Below are 20,555 nucleotides of genomic sequence, written 5' to 3'. Positions count from 1 at the left end.
GCGATTCTAGCATGCCATGCGCGCGGCTCTGCCGTGGATCAGGGGCGCTGATCCGTGGCGGGTTTTTCCCACAAATTAATGCCAGCCTCGACGGCGTAGCGGTCAATTTCTGTGAGTTCTGCCTCGGTGAAATCCAGCTTGCCCAGCGCGGCGACGTTTTCCTTGATTTGCGCGGGGGTGCTGGCACCAATCAACGCGGTGGTGACACGCTGGTCACGCAGAACCCAGGCCAGTGCCATTTGCGCCAGGCTCTGACCGCGCCGCTGGGCAATCTCGTTAAGCGCGCGCACCCGGGCAATATTCTCTTCATTGAGATGGGACTTTTGCAGCGAACCGCCGCCAGGATTGTTGACGCGCGCATGCTCTGGAATGCCATTGAGGTACTTGTCCGTCAACAGTCCTTGCGCCAGCGGCGTAAACGCAATGCAACCTGCACCTTCATCCGCCACCGCATCAAGCAAACCATGCTCTACCCAGCGATTGAGCATGTTGTACGACGGCTGATGGATCAGTAGCGGGATTTTCCACTCCCGCAACAAGGCCGCCATCTCCCTGGTTTTATTGGGCGAGTACGAAGAAATCCCCACGTATAAAGCCTTGCCCTGCGCCACCGCTGTCGCCAGCGCGCCTGCGGTTTCTTCCAGCGGGGTATCGGGATCAAAACGGTGGGAATAGAAAATGTCCACGTAATCCAGCCCCAGCCGCGCAAGGCTCTGATCCAGACTGGCCAGCACATACTTGCGCGAACCACCGCCCTGCCCATATGGCCCCGGCCACATATCCCAACCGGCCTTGCTGGAGATGATCAACTCATCGCGGTAGGGTTTGAAATCCTGCCGGAACAAGGTACCGAAATTGCTTTCCGCACTGCCATAAGGCGGCCCGTAGTTATTGGCAAGGTCAAAGTGGGTAATGCCCAGATCAAATGCCGTGCGCAGCAACGTGCGTTGGTGCTCCAGCGACGTCGTGCCGCCAAAGTTATGCCACAAACCCAGCGACAAGGCCGGCAGTTTAAGGCCGCTTTTACCGCAGGTGCGGTACACCATCTTGTCATAGCGTGATCCAGCCGCCTGATAAGTCATGAGGTTTTCCTTAAATTGATTGCATTGGCAAATATAACAATAGAAACTTGATTGATACGGATAACTGCCTATACAAATCAGGGCAAAATGCGCGCCCTCATCCTGATAGCAAGTAGAGCCGCACATGTTGAAAAAATCCATTCTAGCCCTTCTGCTGGCCAGCGCCGCCAGCCTGGTCACCGCAGCATCTCCGCACTGGACGTATGAAGGCGCAGAAGGCCCCGCCAGTTGGGGGCATTTAAGCCAGGACTTTCATCTGTGCGAGCAAGGCCGCGCCGAATCCCCCATTGATATCACCAACGCCCGCAAGGCACCTGTGAATACACCGCGTATCCAGTTCAATTACGGGCCATTGCCGGTGCATCTCTTGAACACCGGGCATGCCATGCAGTTTGTCGCTGCGCCGGACAAAGACAGCGTGACGCTGGGCGACACCAGCTACAAGTTGCAGCAGTTCCATTTTCACTCCCCGGGCGAGGAGCGCTTTGCCGGCAAGTCGTCCCCACTGGATATGCATCTGGTGCATGCCTCTGCCCAAGGCAAGTTGCTGGTCGTGGCCGTCCAGTTTGAGCTGGCCGATGAAAGCAACCCGGTACTGCAAACACTGGAAGACCTGATGCCGCAAGAACATGGCGCAGAGCGGCTGATCAATAGCATCCAGATCGACCCGGCGGCATTACTGCCCGCCAATTCCGGGTACTACACGTACTCTGGTTCGCTGACCACACCGCCCTGTTCCGAAGGGGTGACCTGGGTTGAACTCAAGCAGCCGGTGAAGATCAGCAAGGCGCAACTGGAGAAGCTGCAACAGTTTTACGATCACAATCAGCGCCCGGTTCAACCTTTGAACGGGCGGGAAATTCTGGAAGTCGATCCGGAGTGATCTGGAGTAATCTGCCAGACGCCAGACAATAAAAAAGACCGCCCAGGGCGGTCTTTTTTCATGGGATATCATGGGGATAAACCCGGCTCAGGTTTTGGGCAGCGTAACGCCAACCTGACCTTGATACTTGCCGCCGCGATCGCGGTAACTGGTTTCGCACACGTCGTCTTCGTCAGCCTCAAGGAACAGGACCTGCGCCACACCTTCGTTGGCGTAAATTTTGGCCGGCAGCGGCGTGGTGTTGGAGAACTCCAGCGTCACGTAGCCTTCCCATTCCGGCTCAAACGGCGTCACGTTGACGATAATGCCGCAACGCGCATAGGTGGACTTGCCAAGGCACACCGTCAGCACATTGCGCGGAATGCGGAAGTATTCCACCGTGCGGGCCAGCGCAAACGAATTGGGCGGAATGATGCAATAGCCTTTGCCAGAGACATCGACAAAGCTGTTCTCGTCAAAATTCTTGGGGTCGACAATCGTGGAATTCAGGTTGGTAAACACCTTGAATTCATCGGCGCAGCGGATGTCGTAACCGTAGCTGGAGGTGCCATACGACACGATGCGCTCGCCATTCACCACTTTGACCTGGCCTGCCACATAAGGCTCGATCATCTGATGCTCTTCGGCCATGCGGCGGATCCATCTATCGGACTTGATACTCATCGTTGTCACACCATCTACACAAAATGGGGGTTATTGTAACTGCACCTGACTGGCGCGTGTGGTCGACGTACTTGCGCGCCCGCAAACGCGGCGTATTTTGAGAAGCTGTCCGCGCATGACAGCGCCTGCGGCATTTTTGCAAAACACGATTGTTCTTACTTGCCGCTTGTGATTGCATTGACCAAAATGAAGTCAGAAGGGCAAGCATCCCGAAAAACAACGGAGAATACAGATGCTCAATGAATCCTGCCCGTCTTTAGAGTTGCCCATGACGGGTGGTGCGACTTTCAATCCGGCCTCACTCAAGGGCGAAGCCTTTGTGCTCTACTTTTACCCCAAAGACAGCACCCCTGGCTGCACGGTAGAAGGCTCCGACTTTCGCGACAAACACGCCGACTTTGCCGCCGCTGGCGCCAAAGTCTTTGGCATCAGCCGCGACAGCATCAAATCCCACGAGAATTTCAAAGCCAAAATGGCCTTCCCGTTCGAGCTCGTTTCCGACCCGGATGAGACCGCCTGCGCCGCATTTGGCGTCATGAAAATGAAGAACATGTACGGTAAACAGGTGCGCGGTGTGGAACGCAGCACTTTTGTCATCGACAAGGAGGGCAAGGTGGTCCACGAGTGGCGCGGGGTGAAGGTGCCCGGCCACGTTGAAGCAGTGCTCAGCGTCGTGCAGGGCCTGAAATAAAGGGGGAAAGCCTGCCGCGCGCAGGCTTTTTTGTTGGTGTCGCCCATGCGTATTGATCCGCCCGTCTACAAGGAGAGCCCGATGGCCGCCCGCAAAACGAAGAAAACCCAGGAAACGAAGCTGTTCGTGCTGGATACCAACGTGATGATGCACGATCCCACGTCGATCTTCCGGTTTGAGGAACATGACCTCTTCTTGCCGATGATGACGCTGGAAGAGCTGGACGGGAACAAGAAAGGCATGACGGAAGTTGCACGCAACGCCCGTCAAACCAGCCGCTTTATTGAGGAACTGATTGCCGGCCGGGAGGAAGATCTGCACGCCGGCGTGTCGCTGGAAGACGCCAGCAAGGGCCAGGCCTCTGGCCGGCTGTTCTTGCAGACAGAGGCCATCACCAGCGTTCTGCCGTCGCAATTGCCCATGGGCAAGGCGGATAACCAGATTCTGGGCGTGGTTCACCACCTGCAACAGATGCAGCCCAAGCGCCAGGTCATACTGGTCTCCAAAGACATCAACATGCGCATCAAGGCGCGCGCGTTGGGTCTGGCCGCAGAAGACTACTTCAATGACAAGGTACTGGAAGATACCGACCTGCTGTATACCGGCATGCGCGAGATTGATCAGACCTTCTGGGAGAAAAACGGCAAGGATCTGGAGAGCTGGCAGGAAGGTGGCCGCAGCTACTGGCGCCTGAAAGGCCCGGAAGTCATTGACCTCTACCCCAACCAGCTGTTGTTCCAGCAAGGCGAGCGCCCGATGGCGGCACGCGTGGTGGAGCTGGAAGGCAAAGCCGCCAAGATCGAGAGTCTGAAAGACTACTCGCACCAGAAAAACGCTATCTGGGGTGTGACCGCCCGCAATCGCGAGCAGAACTTTGCGCTGAACATGCTGATGAATCCGGATGTGGATTTTGTCTCGCTGCTGGGGCAGGCCGGCACGGGTAAAACCTTGCTGACCCTGGCGGCTGGGCTGGTGCAAACGCTGGAATCCAAGATTTACTCCGAAATCATCATGACGCGGGTCACGGTGCCGGTGGGTGAAGACATCGGCTTCTTGCCTGGCACGGAGGAAGAAAAGATGCAGCCGTGGATGGGTGCGCTGGAAGACAACCTGGATGTACTCAACCAGACCGACGCGGAAGCGGGCGACTGGGGCCGTGCCGCCACGCGTGACCTGATTCGCAGCCGCATCAAGGTGAAATCTCTCAATTTCATGCGCGGCCGTACCTTCCTGAACAAGTTTTTGATCATCGATGAAGCGCAGAACCTCACACCCAAGCAGATGAAGACCCTGATCACCCGCGCCGGTCCGGGCACCAAGGTGGTGTGTCTGGGCAATATCAGCCAGATTGATACGCCCTACCTCACCGAGGGTTCTTCCGGGCTGACTTATGTGGTCGACCGCTTCAAGTCCTGGTCGCACTCCGGCCACATTACGCTGCAACGGGGCGAGCGTTCGCGGCTGGCGGATTACGCGGCAGAAACGCTCTAACGATCCTCCGTCTTCTCAACCAGTAAAGCGGGCCCTGCGGCCCGCTTTTTTTGTGGTCACGACGCCACAAGTGGTCTGCATGCCAGGCTGATATGCAGCCCGTGACCACACGCTCAAGTTGCCAATATTGGCCTCAGCGCAGTGCAAGCCACTGTTTGACGGCACGAAACCGGAATTGAATTCGTTTTCATGGGCGGATACACAGCATCTTTTCAGTTCCGTGACAGCTTTGCTCACGCACCGAATAGACCTGACGGACGGTCAAGTGGTATCAGTCTCTATCCCAACAAACACGTCATTTTATTTGCTACGGCAAGCATATTGGGGGCTGGCGGGTCAACATACCGACGTGTACGCTGTGCCCTGTCCGGTTGCCAGGACACGCCGCGGGGAGGGACCAGTGGAAGGAACAATACTGGGTAGCCGGGTGGGCAACTGTTACAACTACAAGATGGAGGATCAATGCCAACGATCAAGATTCATCGTCAGGGCGCGCTGGGCCGACAGCCGCGCATGTTGCTTGATGGACACCCGCTGGGCCACACGGCGCCCGGCCATTGCCTTAGCGCACCGTTGCCCCCGGGCCGCCATGTGCTGCAGGCACAGCTTGACTGGGGCAAAACCCCGCCTCTCGTTTTTGATACGGACGCTGAAGAAGTGCATTTCACCGTCAAGAGCACCATGCATGGCTGGAAGCTTCTGTTTGCGCCGTTCTATCTGTTTGCCCCGTATAACGCACTGGTCGTGGAAAAGCAGCAGCGCCAGAGCGCAACCCACTAAGGTGGTCTGGCGCGTCAGGCTCAACACCACACTGTGTTGAAAGAAAAGGCCCGTTCATACGGGCCTTTTCTTATAGCTGTCAAACTGGCTCTTTCAACTTTGCGCCTCAGTTTGCGGTCTTTTCGTAGATCGCAAAATACTTCTTTACCGGCTCGACAACCTCAAAGCGGCCCTTGAAACCGGCGGGAATCACCAGCGCCTCGCCCGGCCCCACCTCTGCAAACGCGCCTGCCTCATCGTAAACCCGTGCTCGGCCTTCAATGATGCTGAAGAATTCTTCTTCATGCGGGCCAAATTCAATGCGCCAACTCCCCACCTCAGACGCCCATATTCCGCTCGAAAACCCGTTCAATGCATTCTCATAGTGCAGCCAGGTGGTGCGCTGCGGGTTGCCGGACACCAACCGTTCCGGGCGCGGGTAGTCAACGGCGGCTTGCGGGTGCTGGCTGGAAAAGGCGATCACTTTCATTGTTATTCCTTATCAATCATTGACTTGAGCGCATCCATTTCACTGCGCCACATGGGTGGTATTACCGAAATCCCTGACAGTACTTTCAGCAATGTCGTCAGCAAGGGGCACGGATCATGCTTTTTATGCCATGACAAATCTTTCCCATGTGCTGGCTTTGGCGTTTAAAACGCGCCAACTCCTGCCGGGAACAGGTTTCGTTGTTTTACGACCAAAAACATTGTCTGGAGAGTCATATGCTGACCAAGCTGTTCCAACGCGCCCTGTTCGTTGCCATCACCTGCAGTGCTGCCGCCACCTGGGCCGCCGACAAACTGCCCCATGTGGTCATCCTCGCCACCGGCGGCACCATCGCCGGAACCGGCGCTACCAGCACCACCACCGTGGGCTACACCGCCGCCAAGGTGGGCGTGGAAAAACTGATCGAAGCCGTGCCTGAACTCAAACAGGTTGCCAATGTGTCCGGCGAACAGGTATTTCAGATCGCCTCTGAAAACATGACCAACGAAAACTGGCTGACGCTGGCCAAACGGGTGAACGCGCTACTCAAGCAAAGCGATGTAGACGGCATCGTCATCACCCACGGCACCGACACCATTGAGGAAACGGCTTATTTTCTCAATTTGACGGTAAAAAGCAAAAAACCGGTGGTGATTGTGGGTTCCATGCGCCCTTCCACCGCGATCAGTGCCGATGGCCCCATCAACTTGTATAACGCGGTTGCCGTCGCCGGCAGCCCGGACTCTGTGAACCGTGGCGTATTGGTGGCCATGAATGACGAAATCCTGGGCGCGCGTGACGTCACCAAGACCAACACCATGCTCGCCAACACCTTCCGCTCGCCAGAACTGGGTGATCTGGGCTATATCGTCAGCGGCAAACCGCAGTACTACCGCGCCACCACCAAAAAGCACACGGCCGATACCGAATTTGATGTTTCCCGACTGGAACACCTGCCAGCGGTGGATATTGCCTATGGCTCTGCCAACGCCAACACGCTGGCGATTGACGCGTTTGTCGCAGCTGGCGACGTTGGCATCGTTTACGCCGGCACGGGTGATGGTAGCCTGGCGACGCCGGTACGGGCCCGTCTGACAGAACTGCGCCAGCAAGGCGTGTTTATCCTGCGCTCATCCCGTGTCGGCAATGGCCCTACCCTGCGTAATGGCGAGAACGATGACGACAAGACCGACTTTGTGGTCTCCGACACGCTTAACCCACAAAAGGCGCGCATTTTGCTGATGCTGGCGCTGACCAAAACCAAAGACACCAAAGAAATCCAGCGCATGTTCTATACGTATTGAGCACGCCATAATGACAAAGACCGGTGGCAAAGCCATCGGTCTTTGTTTTTGGGTCAGTCCATGGCCCGAATAAAGCCGAAGGCGGCAATCCGGGGGGCGATCTGAGCCAGGGCAGCCACCCCGGGTTCTCGCTACGCTTCATCCGGGCTACAGGCCGGAGGAGCCTCGGTCCGTTACTCCAGATCCCCGCTCCAGCCTTCCGGCTTCACCAGCGCGTTATCAAAGCGCGAATATTTGCCGGTAAAGACCAGCGGCACCTTGCCGGTCGGGCCGTTACGGTGTTTACCGACGATGCACTCCGCCAGGCCTTTGAACTGGGAATCCGGGTTGTAGTATTCATCCCGGTACATGAACATGATGATGTCCGCATCCTGTTCAATGGCGCCCGATTCGCGCAAGTCAGACATCATTGGGCGTTTGTCGGTCCGCTGTTCGACTGACCGTGACAGCTGCGACAGTGCAATCAACGGGCATTTGAGCTCTTTAGCCAGGCCCTTGAGCGAACGGGATATTTCACCCAGTTCGGTAGCACGGTTCTGGTCTTTGGCGCCGGCCCGGCCCGACATCAGCTGCAAGTAGTCGATAACAATCAAGCCCAGCTGCCCATGCTGTCGTGCCAGACGGCGGCAACGCGTGCGGATATCCAGCGCGCTCAGGGCACCGGTTTCTTCAATGAAGATAGGGGCTTCCGAGAGCTTGTTGATGGCGTAGGTCAGCTTGGTCCAGTCTTCATCTTCAAACCGGCCGGTCTTGAGCTTGTGCAGGTCAATCTTGCCAATGGAGCCCACCATCCGCATACCCAGCTGCGCTGCCCCCATTTCCATAGAGAAGATCGCGACCGGCAATTTCAGTTCGGTACCCACATACTCGGCGATGTTGACCGAGAATGCCGTCTTGCCCATGGAAGGTCGCCCGGCCACGATCACCAGGTCACCGCCTTGCAGGCCGGAGGTCATCTTGTCCAGGTCGACAAAGCCCGACGCCACCCCGGTAATTTCAGAGGCATTGTCCTGGCGGTAGAGATAGTCAATTTTCTCGACAATTTCTTTCAGGATAGGCGGCATGGAGATAAACCCCTGCTGCCCCTTGGCCGATTGCTCGGCAATCTGGAAGACTTTGGATTCGGCTTCATCCAGCAGTTCACTGGCTTCGCGGCCGCTGGGGCTGTAGGCGGCATCGGCAATTTCGTTGGCGACGCTGGCCAGTTGCCGCATCACTGATTTTTCCCGCACGATCTCGCCATAGCGGCGGATATTGGCGGCTGACGGTGTGTTTTGGGCCAGCGCCCCCAGATAAGACAGGCCACCGACGTAACTGAGTTCGTTGTTGTTATCCATCGACTCAGCGACGGTAATCACGTCAGCCGGGCGATTGTGTTCAATCAGCCGGACAATATGCTGAAAAATCCGGCGATGGTCTTCGCGGTAAAAGTCCTTCTCGCCCAGAATGTCGGCAATGCGGTCAAACGAAGGGTTGTCCAGCAACAGGCCACCCAGCACCGATTGCTCTGCCTCTACGGAGTGAGGCGGCAAGCGCAGGCTGTCAAGTTGCGTGTCAGGGACGGGGGCGGTAGGATGCTCGGTCATTTTGTAAATCGCCGTTCTTCTGGTTTGCAGTTTGCTGCTTCGGTTTCCAACTACACACAACCGGTGCAAACAAAACGGGTGGTCGCGTCGCGGGAACTGTTTCCCGCAAGAAGCCCGATAGTTTACGCCGCAATAGACATGCAGTGCATACGAAAATCCTTGCTGGTTCCGCACAGCGCTGAACGCATGTTCAACCTGGTTGACGGCGTTGAAGACTATCCGAAATTCCTGCCGTGGTGCGGCGGCGTGGAAGTGCACGAACACACCGATACGATCCTGGATGTCACGGTACGGATTGAGTTCATGAAGGTCAAAACCTTCTTTCGCACCCGTGACGAAAAAACCCCGTTTACGCAGATCGATATGCAGTTCGTTGACGGTCCGTTCAAGGCCCTGCACGGACTATGGACGTTTACCGCACTGGATGAAGACGCCTGCAAGATCGAGTTTGCGCTGGATTACGAATTCTCCAACCGGATGCTGGAAGCCGTCATCGGCCCGGTTTTTGCCAGAATCACCAATACCTTTGTCGATGCGTTTATTGCGCGCGCCGACAAGCTTTACGACTAGAAGGCAGCCCGCATGAGCCATGACATCGTTGTTGAAGTGGTTTACGCCACCCGTGACAAACAAAAGCTGTTGAGCGTGAAAGTGCCCGAAGGCACCACGGCAGAAGAAGCCGTGCGCCGCTCCGGCATTCTGGCGGAGTTTCCGGAGATTGATCTCGCCGTAAACAAACTGGGAATCTTTGCCAAGGCCGTCAAACCAGACACCGTGCTGCGCGAGAAAGATCGCGTGGAAATTTATCGCCCGCTGATTGCCGACCCCAAAGAAGTGCGCCGCCAGCGCGCGGCCGAAGGCAAGGTCATGAAAAAGGGCGGCGGCAACGCCGAAGAATAAACCTGCGTGTGAGCGCCTCCGGCGCAATGCCGGGCGCCCTTCCCGTTTTGCCTCAGGCCTCTGGTGCCGGACTACGCCCAGCCTGATTCGTAGTCAAGCCCCGCATTCTGATTTTTTGCCCTGGTGAATGTGATTAGCGCACAGCGGCGTTGCACGCTGACCAGGACATAATCTCGCTGACCTACCCGACTCATTCCATACAACATCCGCCCGTACCGGAGAACCGCATGCGTAAAATCGTCATTCCCGCGCTGATCAGCGCTCTTTTGCTTCCAGCTTGTGCCAACGACCTTGGTGACAAGCGCAGTATGAACAACACAGAAACCGGGGCATTGATTGGCTCGGTCGGTGGTGCCGTGATCGGCGCCGCTGTCGACAAGAACCACCGTGGTCGCGGCGCCTTGATCGGCGCAGTAGGCGGCGGTCTGGCCGGTGGTGCCATTGGCGCCTATATGGACAAGCAAGCCAAAGACCTGCAAAAGCAACTGGCACCTGAAATCCAGGCGGGCAATATTAACCTGCAGCGCCTGAGCGATAGCCAGATCGAGGTCACCATGACCTCCACCACAGGTTTTGATACCGGCTCGGCCGTACTCAAGAGCGGCTTTACCCCTACGCTGGACAAGATCTCCCGCGTGCTCAACCAGTACGGCAAGACCACCGTCGGCATCGTTGGCTATACCGACAATGTCGGCAAGGCCGATGCCAATCTGGCGCTGTCGCAACGACGTGCCCAGTCAGTCAGTGATTATCTGACCAGCCATCAGGTCAATGCGGTGCGCTTGCAAGTAGAAGGCCGCGGCATGAATGAACCGCGCGCTTCCAATGCCACCGAAAGCGGCCGCGCATTGAATCGTCGTGTAGAACTGCTGATTACGGCGGTCTCGAACTAACCACTAAACCACTCAGGTTTAGTCCTGCCAACCCTTCGGGGTGGTAGGGCAAAACAGAAACAGGCGCTTTAAAGCGCCTGTTTCTGTTTTGCCGGCCCCCCCGGCATCAACCTAATTACTCTTCACAGTATTTCTTGATGTTCGCTTGCGTCGTATTAATATCGGCTTGCTTCGTGTCGGCATCCATCATTTCCACCTCACCCTTCTCATTAATGGCACGAATGCGAGTGGTGTTTTGCAGGAAATCGAGCCGCTTATGCGCATTAGCGCAGGCCGTGGGGTCCAGCGTAGAAACCTTGGCTGGGCCGGAAGCCACGTTATTCGCGGCAGCGGCAGGAGCGCTGGCACCTTTGGGAGCGGCAACTGTCGTCACCGGCACCGCTTTCACATTTACCACCTGCGCCTTGGCGGTCGGTGGTGGTGGAGTATCCGAATACTGGGTATTCCCGTTCGCATCCTTCCACTTATAGATCTGGGCCTGCGCCAGTGCAGCGCATCCGCACAACACGGCCAATGCCAACAGATTTCGCATATTGTTGCTCCCTGCCTGATTACGGTTTTGCCGGTGGCAACACGCCACGCGGATTGTCTACATGATCAAAATCTAACTCTCTTGCTGACACGAGGCAAGCGTGGGGGGATACCGTACAGACCTCCCCGCAACGCATCTGTAAAATCCGCAGGAGTTGATTGCAAGGACGCAAGTATAGTGGGCAGGTCAGCCAGGCCGCATGGGGCTTACGATGGACGCCCGCTTTCCTCCGCCGTCCGTATTTGCCCTTTCCTTACGGAGACCACATGAGTACCGCACAGCCCGATTTTCGCAGCCGCCAGTTTTTGCTGGGCCATATCCAGCACACTTTGTCGTTCTACGACCCGCGTTCGGTCGATGCCAGCGGCGGGTTTTATCATTATTACAAAGACGACGGCACGATTTACGACAAATCCACCCGCCATCTGGTCTCCTCTACCCGGTTTGTTTTCAACAACGCCATGGCCTGGTTGCAGTTTCAGCAACCACAATACAAAGAACGCGTACAGCATGGCATCGACTTTGTCCGCAACGTCCACCGCAACCCGCAAACCGGTGGCTATGCGTGGGTATTGAAGGACGGCCAGGTCCTTGAGGCCACCAATATGTGCTACGGCCTGGCCTTTGTCATGCTGGCGTATGCCTGCGGTGTGCGATGTGGCATTGCCAATGCGGCGCAATGGCTGGGCGAAACCTATGAGCTGATGGAGCAACACTTCTGGTTGCCGGAGCACGGCATGTACGCCAGCGAAGCCAGCGCCGACTGGAAGGTCGATGATTATCGCGGCCAGAACGACAATATGCACGCCTGCGAAGCCATGCTGGCGGCGTTTGAGGCGACTGGCGAGGCGCGTTATCTGGAGCGGGCTAAAACGCTGGCCAAGAACTTCACCATTGTTCAGGCGGGCCGTACCGGTGGCCAAGTGTGGGAGCATTTTCGCACCGACTGGACGCCGGACCTGGAATACAACAAGGGCGATCGCACCAACATCTTCCGCCCCTGGGGCTTTCAGACCGGTCACCAGACCGAGTGGGCCAAGCTTTTGCTGATTCTGGATCGGCACGCGCCAGCCGAATGGCACCTGGATCGCGCGCGTGAGTTGTTTGACCGCGCCATGGAGTCTGGCTGGGATCACCAGCACGGTGGGCTGGTCTATGGTTACGATCTGCAAGGCAAACTGTACGACGGCGACAAATACTTCTGGGTACAGGCTGAGTCTTTTGCGGCAGCGGCGCTGCTGGCCGACCGCACGCGCGACCCCAAGTACTGGGAATGGTATGAGCGCATCTGGGCGTATAGCTGGGCCCACTTTGTCGATCACCAATACGGCGCCTGGTACCGCATTTTGACGCCGGAAAACGGCAAAGTGGATGATGAAAAGTCACCCGCCGGCAAGACGGACTACCACACCATGGGTGCCTGCTATGAAGCGCTCAATGTGATTCGTGACTAAGGAATCTGGTCGCAAAAGAAAACCGGGGCACTCGCCCCGGTTTTTTATTGTCCGCATGCCCGCTCAGAAAGTGAACACCGTACCAATACGCAAACGCCACTCGTCCTGATCATTATTCAGATCAGCCGTATGACCCAGGTAGCCCACTTCAAAATACGGCACCACCGTCGGCATATATTTGTAGCTGGTCTTCAGGTTATGCAGGTATTGAGTGGTATGCCCGTTGTTGTAGACAAACTGGCTATCGTCTTTCTTGTTCCAGGCATAATTATATTCAATAGCGGTTTTATCACCGATCCACTTGGTCAACCAGAAATCAAACTGCCACTGATCATTGCTACTGCTATATGACTGGCCCTCAGGCATATGCCACTTTGTTACCGAGTCGTAATTATTGTGGTCATAACGGGCGCGCACATCCGCCCGCCAGGTGGGGGCAAAAGCCCAATTCACCCGAAGAAATGGCTTTATCGTGGAGCCGCTGGTATTCCATGTCCAGTCTGCGCCGGGAATGAATGCGACCGCCGTATTGGGCTTGTATAAATACCAGCCTTCAACTTCATTGAAGTCCGATTTGAATTTATTCAAGCTCCCCTGCCCGTTAAAAACGCCGGCCTCCAGCGAAGCCCCGACATTATTGCTCCATTGATTGGCAATTTTGGCGCGAGAACGATATTGTTCGCTGCCAGTGCGGTACTCGCCCCGGATATCCAGGTCAAACGCATAAGCGGTAGAGACTGACATCGCCACAAACGCAACCAGAATGGTATTGCGGGTAAACTGGCCCATTAACTTCTCCTTAAACACGGTTGATTTTTCTTGATCAAACAAGCCGTGCTGTGTCCCCAATGTATTTGCGTCATTCAAGCTTATTGTTATTGGCTGATACGCCATCAACCCACGCGTTTCACATCACCGACGAGGAAGATATAAGACAGCGCACCAATCAGGGCCACGACAGAGATATAAATCAATGCAGGTGCAAACCCGTAATCCTGGGCGATATAGCCAATTACCAGCGGCACCGTAATACCACCCAGCCCTCCGGCAAAATTGAATACGCCACCGGTCAAACCAATCAGACGTACCGGGGCAAGTGAAGAAACCAGGGACCATGTAATTGAGGCAAAGCCATTACCAAAGAAGGCAATCGCCATCAGCACCATGATCCAGAGCGGATCATTGGTGAAATTGGCCCCAACCACGCAGCAGGACAATAACAGGCCACAAATGATAGGGGTCTTGCGGGCAAAGCCGATCGACTTGCCTTTACGCACCATGGTATCGGCCACAAAGCCAGACAACAGCACACCGACAAAAGCGGCCAGGAACGGCACCGTGGTCATAAACCCGGCCGTGAGCGCGCTAATATGTTTTTCCTGGGTCAGGTAGTTGGGAAACCACGTCAGAAAAAACCAGAGTGTTGAGGCAATGGCAAACTGCCCCAGATAAACACCAATCAGTTTGCGGTTGAAAACCAGCTTCCAGTCGGCTGCGGTCACCGCAACCCGGGCCGCTTTGCTGCCGGTGGCATCACCATCAATCATGCCGCCGCCTGCGGCAATGTAGTCCAGTTCTGCCTGGTTAATGCCTCGGCTTTGCCGCGGGGCTTGATAGGCGGCGTGCCACACTAGCGCCCAGACAATACCAATGGCCCCAGTCACAATAAATACCCAATGCCAGCTGAGTTTTTCCTGAATCCAGATCAATAGCGGGGTCAGGAACGCCAATCCGACAAATTGGCCGGACGTATAAAACCCGACTGCGCCAGCCCGTTCTTGTTCCGGAAACCAGCTGGTCACCATACGGTTGTTGGTGGGGAATGCCGGCGCCTCAAACAGGCCGGTGACCGCACGCAAACCAATCAGCGATGCCAGACCACCCGCAAACCCTTGCAGCAAAGTGGCAATAGACCAGCCCAATACGGCAATAAAATAAGTCAGCTTTGAGCCAACCCGATCCAGAAACCAGCCACCTGGAATTTGAAACAGCGTGTAGGTCCAGGCAAAGGCAGAAAAGATATAGCCCATTTGCGCGCGGGAAATTCCGAATTCTTGCTGGATGTGCGCAGAGGCCACGGCCAGATTGGCCCGATCCACATAGCAGATCACCACCGTCACAAAGATCATCAGCAACGTTAGATAGCGCCGCCGTGTTGGTTTTTGCGTGTTTTGTATATTTTGCATTATCGACATTCCCGAGTTACGTTTTACGTGGTCGCAACTTCCCCTGGCGGGGACGCACGCCTTCATTTTTTAATGCGATTTTTAATGCCGTTTAAAGCTGCTTAAAGCTGGATCAGACGGCTACGGGGGTTCTTCACCACTCGGCAACTGCGCCATCCGGATAACGCCACAGGGGATTGCGCCAGTCTGGCGCGTTTTTGCTGCGCTCAATCACCAGAGCTTCATTGATTTCAACGCCAAGACCTGGTTTGACTGGTGGCTTGAAATAACCGCCCTCCATTTTGAAATCTTCCGGATTAAGAATGTAATCCAGCAGTTCCGCGCCTTTGTTGTAATGAATGCCCATACTCTGCTCCTGCAACACGGCATTGCGGGCGACGAAATCCAGTTGCAGACAGGAAGCCAGCGCAATGGGGCCAAGCGGACAATGCGGCGCAATCGCCACGTCATACGCTTCAGCCATGGCCGCAATCTTGTAGCATTCGGTAATGCCGCCCGCGTGCGACAAATCCGGCTGCACAATGGCCAAACCACCTTCGGCAAGCACCCGCTTGAACTCAAAGCGGGAGAACATGCGCTCGCCGGCGGCAATAGGCAGATGCGTTTGTGCGGCGAGGCGAGCGTAATACTCGGCTTGTTCTGCCAGAACCGGTTCTTCAATAAACAAGGGCCGGTGGGGTTCCAGTTCCTTGATCAACACCCGGGCCATCGGCGCGCTGACACGGCCATGGAAATCCAGCCCGAACTCGATTCCGTTACCAAAGGCTTCCCGGATGTGCGCCACGGTGGCAACGGCGGCGTCGATCTGGCGGCTGTTCTCAATGATGCCCAGTTCTTCACAGCCGTTGAGCTTGAAGGTATCAAAACCGATTTCACGCAAGGTCTTGATGCCGGCAATCACGTCTGCCGGCCGATCCCCACCCACCCAGCTATACGCCTTGATCTTGTCGCGAACCAGACCACCCAGCAATTGATACACCGGCACACCCAGCGCCTTGCCTTTGATATCCCACAAAGCTTGATCAATACCGGAAATGGCACTCATCAAAATGGGGCCGCCGCGATAAAACCCGCCGCGATACAAGGTCTGCCACAGGTCGTTAATCCGCTCCGGATTTTGTCCGATCACATATTCGGCCAGTTCATGGACGGCCGCTTCTACGGTGCGGGCCCGGCCCTCAATCACCGGCTCGCCCCAGCCGGCAATACCCTCGTCGGTCTCTATCTTGAGGAACAACCAGCGCGGCGGCAGGCGGTAGGTGGTGATGCGGGTGATCTTCATGCTGTGGCACTCCTGTAGGCATCCACAAATTGTCGGGCGAGTTCCAGCGTGCGTTCAGCGCTTTGTCCTGCCCGGTACAAATCGCCACCCAGCCCTGCCCCGGTGCAGCCCACCCGCAAATAGTCCGCCAGATTGCCAGGATGAATGCCACCCACCGCCAGCACGGGCACATGCGGTGGCAAAACCGCTTTGAGGGCTTTGATGTATTGCGGCCCAAACGAGACCGACGGGAAGATTTTCAGCACCTGTGCGCCAGCTTCGATCGCGGCAAAGGCTTCTGTCGCCGTGGCACAACCGGCGCAGACAAACATGCCGTGCTGCACGGCGCTATGGATGATCTGGGGATTGGTGTTGGGGGTAACGACAAGCCGGGCACCCAATCCGTGCAGGCGCGCCACCTGATCGGCGTATAACGCGGTACCGGCACCGATCAGCGCTCTGGTACCAAACTGGCGTACGGTCTGGCCAATGCTGATTTCCCAGACCGGCGAGTTGAGCGGGATTTCAATGGCGTCAAAGCCGGCATCAAGCAGCGCTTCAACATGGGCCTCGGTTTCCGGCGGTGTAATGCCACGCAAAATGGCGACGAGGGGCAATTTAGTAGGCCAGGTCATGCACAATGCTCCTGATTCCGGTTTGAAATGCGGTATCGCCATCGACCAGCGTGGACGACAAGCCGGTGGCGGCCAGCGCTTGTTGATAGCGCTGTGCCAGTGCCGGGCTGCCGACGATGACAAGAGGTTCTGTACGCTGGATGCCCCATTGCTGCTGCATCTGGCCGACTTCGTTGCCGATCAGCAAGCCGGACAACCAGTCCGCCACTGCACTGGCAGGCAAGCGCCCGAGCACGCGGGCGGCGCGCCCCTGAAACAGGCGGCCCAGAATATGGCTGTCGTTAAGCCCCGTTTCCAGCCCCAGCGCAAACGCACCGGGGTCAGCTATTTGCGCAGGCAGCCCCGCGCCGAGCAGGGAGTGCTTCAACAAGACGTGGTGTAACTCGCCGGTGATCACGGTTTGAAAATCCATCACCTTGTCCGCTTGCATCTGCACCCATTTGCAATGCGTGCCTGGCAGCAGGTAATACTGCGCAGGCTGCATGGCATGGGCGCCCAGCAATTGGGTTTCTTCTCCACGCATCACGTTTTGGTGGCCCTCCCGGTTGATACTCAGACCGGGGACAATCCAGGCCCGCACCGGCAAAGCCGGGGTCACCTGGACCAGGTGCTGGCGCAGGTCGGGCAAGCGGGCCGGGCACGCCATATACGGCGCTTCTATCCAGCCGGCGTTACTGCCTATCATGCCCGCCATGATCACCGGGACATCTTGCTGTTGCAGCCACGGCCCGAGCAGACGGGCAAAGGCCTGCTGCGCGGTTTCATGGCCCAGTTGGGTAACGCCGGAGGGTGCGCGCAATTCATCCACGCAGCGGCCTTGCTGATAGCGCCAGGCGCGCAGGTTGGTTGAGCCCCAATCAAGGGCGATATAGTCATGAGTCACGGGGCGTCCTTCAGTCTGGCGGTAGCGCTGGCAATCAACGTCAACGCGGCGGCTTCAGCGTCGGCAATGTGCTGGTGGCGAATCGCCTCATACAGGTTTTGATGCTCACGCAGGGTGCGCGGCATGTTTTCAACATCGCCCATATAGGTCTGGCTGAAGACAACCTGTTGCAGCGCGCCCAGTACGCTGCCCAGTTGCTGCAAAACCGGGTTATGCACGGCACCAAGCACGGCGTCATGAAATTGCAGGTCGGCCTTGCCGAAAGCATCGCATTGCTGGTTGTGTGCTTTCATCTGGTTGAGTGCCGCCTCCATCTTCGCCAGATCGGCCGAAGTGGCACGCGCCGCGGCCCAGCGCGCTGCGGCGGGTTCAACCAGATTGCGCACCTCGGTCATGGCGTCGATCAGGCCCGGTGTCGTGCCACTGGTGAGCGCCCAGCGCAAGACATCCCGATCCAGATAGTTCCATTGGCTCTGCGCTGCCACCGCCACACTCCGGAACCGCCGTGTAACCACCAGTCGCTTTGCCGCCAATACCCGCAAGGCTTCACGGATCAGGTTGCGTGAAGTCTGAAATTGCCCGCACAGATCGGCTTCCGTAGGCAGCGGTGTGTCGGGCAGGTATTCACCTTGCACAATGCGCCGCCCGATCTCCCCGATGATGCGATCCGTTTTGCTGGCGTCAGGTCCTGGCATGTTGCTCCTCAAGCGTACGAACGTCTTTATGGGGAGTGATCGTAGTGCGAGGAGGAAAAGTTGTAGTACGAACCAGTCAAGTACACGGGCACTTTAGGGCCTTGCCTGATAGTGACTGTATCGGCGGTGGCCAACATGAAAAAAGCCAGGCATTTGCCTGGCTTTTGAGCTGTTGCTGGCTGCGCTTAGCGGGCGCGCCACTCCTCAACGGTGTCGTCAATGGCGGCCAGCAATGCATCGCGCCGCGCACTATCCAGCCAGCTGGCTTCAATGCTGTTGCGGGCCAGCTTGATAACTTCCGCCTCAGTCAGGCCCAGCGACTCCACGCAGGCGACAAAGTTGGCGTTTACATAACCGCCAAAATACGCCGGGTCATCCGAGTTAATCGTGACTTTAACGCCGCGTGCCAGCATCTTGCGCAGGCTGTGCATGGACATATCGTCATACACCTTGAGCTTGACGTTGGAGAGCGGACAAACCGTCAGCGGGATTTGCTCATCCACCAACCGCTGCATCAGCGCCTCGCTTTCCAGCGCGCGCACGCCGTGGTCAATCCGCTTTACACGCAAGAGGTCGAGCGCTTCTTCAATGTATTCGGGTGGGCCTTCTTCGCCAGCATGGGCGACCACAGGCAGGCCCAGTTCGCGGCATTCGGCAAAGACGCGGGCGAACTTGGAGGGCGGATGGCCCATTTCGCTGGAATCCAGGCCAATGCCGTCAATGCGGTGCAGGTGGGGGCGCGCTTCTTCCAGCGTCGCCAGCGCATCCGCCTCAGACAGATGGCGCAAGAACGACATGATGACCTTGAAGCTGATGCCCCATTCCCGCTCCGCTTCCAGCAAGGCACGCCGAATCCCGCCCAGCACCTCTTCAAATGCCACACCGCGTTCTGTGTGGGTTTGTGGATCAAAGAAGATTTCCACGTGACGCAGATTGTCGGCGTGGGCGCGTGCCAGATAAGCGTGCGTCAGGTCATAAAAGTCGGCCTCGGTACGCAGCACGTTGGCGCCGGCGTAATACAAGTCCAGAAATGATTGCAGGTCAGAAAAATCATATGCGGCGCGCAGGGCTTCTACATCCGCATACGGCAACGAGACACCATGCCGTGCGGCAAGGCGAAATGCCAGTTCGGGCTCCAGGGTGCCTTCAATATGCAGGTGAAGCTCCGCTTTGGGCAGCAGACAAGCCAGATTGGCAACGGGATTCATAAGGCAAACTCCGCGCCGGCAACAACGCCGGCGATCAAAACAGGGTGGCTGGGCAATTCAAATGATAGCTGCCACAGCAAAAGAAAAAGCCCGCACTCAGGCGGGCCTTGCCAGCGGCCAGGTCGGTCAGACCGCAACCGCGCCTTTGAGCGCCGGATGCGGGTCGTACCCTTCCAGGGTGAAGTCTTCGTATTCAAAACTAAGGATGTCGCGGCGGGCCGGATTGATCTTCATGGTCGGCAAAGCACGTGGCTCACGCGTGAGCTGGGTTTTCACCTGTTCCATGTGATTCATGTAGATGTGGCAATCGCCGCCAGTCCAGACAAATTCGCCCGGCTCCAGATCGCACACTTGCGCCACCATCATCAGCAACAACGCGTAAGAGGCGATGTTGAACGGCACGCCCAGAAACAGATCGGCCGAACGCTGGTACAACTGGCAAGAGAGCTTGCCATTGACCACATAGAACTGGAAAAAGGCGTGACACGGCGGCAGCGCCATGTTTTCAATCTCGCCCACATTCCAGGCCGACACAATCAGCCGGCGCGAGTCCGGGTTGTTCTTGATCTGCCCGATGACCTGGGCGATCTGGTCAATATGGCGACCATCCGCAGTCGGCCAGCTACGCCATTGATAACCATAGACCGGGCCCAGGTCGCCATTCTCGCGCGCCCATTCGTCCCAGATGCTGACGCCGTGTTCTTGCAGCCAGCTCACGTTGGTGTCGCCACGCAAAAACCACAGCAATTCGTAAATGATCGATTTGAGGTGGGTTTTCTTGGTGGTCACCAGCGGAAACCCCTCGGCCAGATCAAAACGCATTTGTGCGCCGAAATGGCTGATCGTGCCGGTGCCGGTGCGGTCTTCCTTGCGTGTGCCGTGGTCGAGCACGTGTTGCAGCAAATCAAGGTACTGGCGCATGAAGGAAAAACTCCGCAAACAATCGCTTTTTGAAGTCG

Annotated in this window: 22 protein-coding genes; 9 read left to right on the top strand and 13 right to left on the bottom strand. The window is 56.8% G+C overall.

Annotation, left to right across the window (positions count from 1 at the left end; genetic code table 11):
* Positions 1-38: 38 nt before the first annotated feature.
* Positions 39-1,082 carry an L-glyceraldehyde 3-phosphate reductase gene (gene mgrA / locus HNQ50_RS06010; RefSeq protein WP_184098602.1) on the bottom strand — a complete coding sequence of 348 codons (1,044 nt, stop codon included), beginning with the start codon at positions 1,080-1,082 and terminating at the stop codon, positions 39-41.
* A 124-nt stretch (positions 1,083-1,206) separates the two neighbouring features.
* On the opposite strand from mgrA, the gene HNQ50_RS06005 reads away from it, so the two are divergent.
* Positions 1,207-1,965: a carbonic anhydrase gene (locus HNQ50_RS06005; protein ID WP_184098600.1), complete on the top strand. Its 759-nt coding sequence runs from the start codon at positions 1,207-1,209 to the stop codon at positions 1,963-1,965.
* 87 nt (positions 1,966-2,052) lie between these two features.
* Here the strand turns inward: HNQ50_RS06005 and dcd are convergent, their stop codons facing one another.
* Positions 2,053-2,628 carry a dCTP deaminase gene (dcd, locus tag HNQ50_RS06000; RefSeq protein ID WP_184098598.1) on the bottom strand — a complete coding sequence of 192 codons (576 nt, stop codon included), beginning with the start codon at positions 2,626-2,628 and terminating at the stop codon, positions 2,053-2,055.
* Between the two features lie 232 nt (positions 2,629-2,860).
* On the opposite strand from dcd, the gene HNQ50_RS05995 reads away from it, so the two are divergent.
* The 3 genes from HNQ50_RS05995 to HNQ50_RS05985 all read left to right on the top strand — a co-directional run bounded on the left by HNQ50_RS05995 (position 2,861) and on the right by HNQ50_RS05985 (position 5,590).
* Positions 2,861-3,319, top strand: coding sequence for a peroxiredoxin (locus tag HNQ50_RS05995; protein ID WP_184098596.1), 459 nt, complete (start codon positions 2,861-2,863; stop codon positions 3,317-3,319).
* 81 nt (positions 3,320-3,400) lie between these two features.
* A complete protein-coding gene (locus HNQ50_RS05990; RefSeq protein ID WP_184099133.1) occupies positions 3,401-4,810 on the top strand; it encodes a PhoH family protein in 1,410 nt (469 codons plus the stop codon).
* Positions 4,811-5,272: 462 nt separating this feature from the next.
* Positions 5,273-5,590, top strand: coding sequence for a hypothetical protein (locus HNQ50_RS05985; RefSeq protein WP_184098594.1), 318 nt, complete (start codon positions 5,273-5,275; stop codon positions 5,588-5,590).
* A 106-nt stretch (positions 5,591-5,696) separates the two neighbouring features.
* Here HNQ50_RS05985 and HNQ50_RS05980 read toward each other — a convergent pair whose 3' ends face one another.
* A complete protein-coding gene (locus HNQ50_RS05980) occupies positions 5,697-6,059 on the bottom strand; it encodes a cupin domain-containing protein (protein ID WP_184098592.1) in 363 nt (120 codons plus the stop codon).
* Positions 6,060-6,295: 236 nt separating this feature from the next.
* Between HNQ50_RS05980 and HNQ50_RS05975 the strand changes: the two genes are divergently transcribed.
* Entirely contained in the window at positions 6,296-7,363 is a 1,068-nt protein-coding gene (locus HNQ50_RS05975) for a type II asparaginase (RefSeq protein ID WP_184098590.1), read from the top strand.
* Between the two features lie 173 nt (positions 7,364-7,536).
* On the opposite strand, the gene dnaB is transcribed toward HNQ50_RS05975, so the two are convergent.
* Positions 7,537-8,949 (bottom strand): replicative DNA helicase, encoded by a 1,413-nt coding sequence (gene dnaB / locus HNQ50_RS05970; protein WP_184098588.1) that lies wholly within the window; start codon positions 8,947-8,949, stop codon positions 7,537-7,539.
* Positions 8,950-9,087: 138 nt separating this feature from the next.
* Here dnaB and HNQ50_RS05965 point away from each other — a divergent pair, with 138 nt between their 5' ends.
* The 3 genes from HNQ50_RS05965 to HNQ50_RS05955 all read left to right on the top strand — a co-directional run bounded on the left by HNQ50_RS05965 (position 9,088) and on the right by HNQ50_RS05955 (position 10,742).
* Complete coding sequence (locus tag HNQ50_RS05965) at positions 9,088-9,519, top strand: type II toxin-antitoxin system RatA family toxin (protein WP_184098586.1); 432 nt, start codon at positions 9,088-9,090, stop codon at positions 9,517-9,519.
* A gap of 12 nt (positions 9,520-9,531) precedes the next feature.
* Positions 9,532-9,849, top strand: coding sequence for an RnfH family protein (locus HNQ50_RS05960; RefSeq protein ID WP_184098584.1), 318 nt, complete (start codon positions 9,532-9,534; stop codon positions 9,847-9,849).
* Positions 9,850-10,076: 227 nt separating this feature from the next.
* A complete protein-coding gene (locus HNQ50_RS05955; RefSeq protein WP_184098582.1) occupies positions 10,077-10,742 on the top strand; it encodes a YiaD family glycine zipper/OmpA-like lipoprotein in 666 nt (221 codons plus the stop codon).
* Between the two features lie 115 nt (positions 10,743-10,857).
* Here the strand turns inward: HNQ50_RS05955 and HNQ50_RS05950 are convergent, their stop codons facing one another.
* Complete coding sequence (locus HNQ50_RS05950; RefSeq protein WP_184098580.1) at positions 10,858-11,274, bottom strand: DUF4124 domain-containing protein; 417 nt, start codon at positions 11,272-11,274, stop codon at positions 10,858-10,860.
* Positions 11,275-11,540: 266 nt separating this feature from the next.
* Between HNQ50_RS05950 and HNQ50_RS05945 the strand changes: the two genes are divergently transcribed.
* Positions 11,541-12,728, top strand: coding sequence for an AGE family epimerase/isomerase (locus HNQ50_RS05945; RefSeq protein WP_184098578.1), 1,188 nt, complete (start codon positions 11,541-11,543; stop codon positions 12,726-12,728).
* Positions 12,729-12,791: 63 nt separating this feature from the next.
* On the opposite strand, the gene HNQ50_RS05940 is transcribed toward HNQ50_RS05945, so the two are convergent.
* From HNQ50_RS05940 to HNQ50_RS05905, 8 genes are all read right to left on the bottom strand, one after another.
* Positions 12,792-13,517, bottom strand: coding sequence for an oligogalacturonate-specific porin KdgM family protein (locus HNQ50_RS05940; RefSeq protein WP_184098576.1), 726 nt, complete (start codon positions 13,515-13,517; stop codon positions 12,792-12,794).
* Positions 13,518-13,621: 104 nt separating this feature from the next.
* On the bottom strand, positions 13,622-14,914 hold the full coding sequence (locus HNQ50_RS05935; RefSeq protein WP_184098574.1) for an MFS transporter: 1,293 nt from the start codon (positions 14,912-14,914) through the stop codon (positions 13,622-13,624).
* A 133-nt stretch (positions 14,915-15,047) separates the two neighbouring features.
* Positions 15,048-16,196 (bottom strand): galactonate dehydratase, encoded by a 1,149-nt coding sequence (dgoD, locus tag HNQ50_RS05930; RefSeq protein ID WP_184098572.1) that lies wholly within the window; start codon positions 16,194-16,196, stop codon positions 15,048-15,050.
* The gene (locus HNQ50_RS05925; protein ID WP_184098570.1) at positions 16,193-16,810 is read right to left on the bottom strand and encodes a 2-dehydro-3-deoxy-6-phosphogalactonate aldolase; all 618 of its coding nucleotides are present in this window, start codon (positions 16,808-16,810) and stop codon (positions 16,193-16,195) included. Before HNQ50_RS05925 ends, dgoD begins: the two co-directional genes overlap by 4 nt.
* Positions 16,794-17,693, bottom strand: coding sequence for a 2-dehydro-3-deoxygalactonokinase (locus HNQ50_RS05920; protein ID WP_184098568.1), 900 nt, complete (start codon positions 17,691-17,693; stop codon positions 16,794-16,796). Before HNQ50_RS05920 ends, HNQ50_RS05925 begins: the two co-directional genes overlap by 17 nt.
* Positions 17,690-18,388: a FadR/GntR family transcriptional regulator gene (locus tag HNQ50_RS05915; RefSeq protein WP_184098567.1), complete on the bottom strand. Its 699-nt coding sequence runs from the start codon at positions 18,386-18,388 to the stop codon at positions 17,690-17,692. The genes HNQ50_RS05920 and HNQ50_RS05915 overlap by 4 nt, the downstream gene beginning before the upstream one ends.
* Before the next feature lie 185 nt (positions 18,389-18,573).
* Positions 18,574-19,596 (bottom strand): adenosine deaminase, encoded by a 1,023-nt coding sequence (locus tag HNQ50_RS05910; RefSeq protein WP_184098565.1) that lies wholly within the window; start codon positions 19,594-19,596, stop codon positions 18,574-18,576.
* 126 nt (positions 19,597-19,722) lie between these two features.
* A complete protein-coding gene (locus HNQ50_RS05905) occupies positions 19,723-20,517 on the bottom strand; it encodes a thymidylate synthase (RefSeq protein WP_184098563.1) in 795 nt (264 codons plus the stop codon).
* Between the last annotated feature and the right edge of the window lie 38 nt (positions 20,518-20,555).

This window comes from Silvimonas terrae (genome assembly GCF_014202765.1).
GTDB classification, from domain to species: domain Bacteria; phylum Pseudomonadota; class Gammaproteobacteria; order Burkholderiales; family Chitinibacteraceae; genus Silvimonas; species Silvimonas terrae.
The sequence above is the reverse complement of the archived record's forward strand: the minus strand, read 5'-3'. Positions and strand labels throughout refer to the sequence as shown.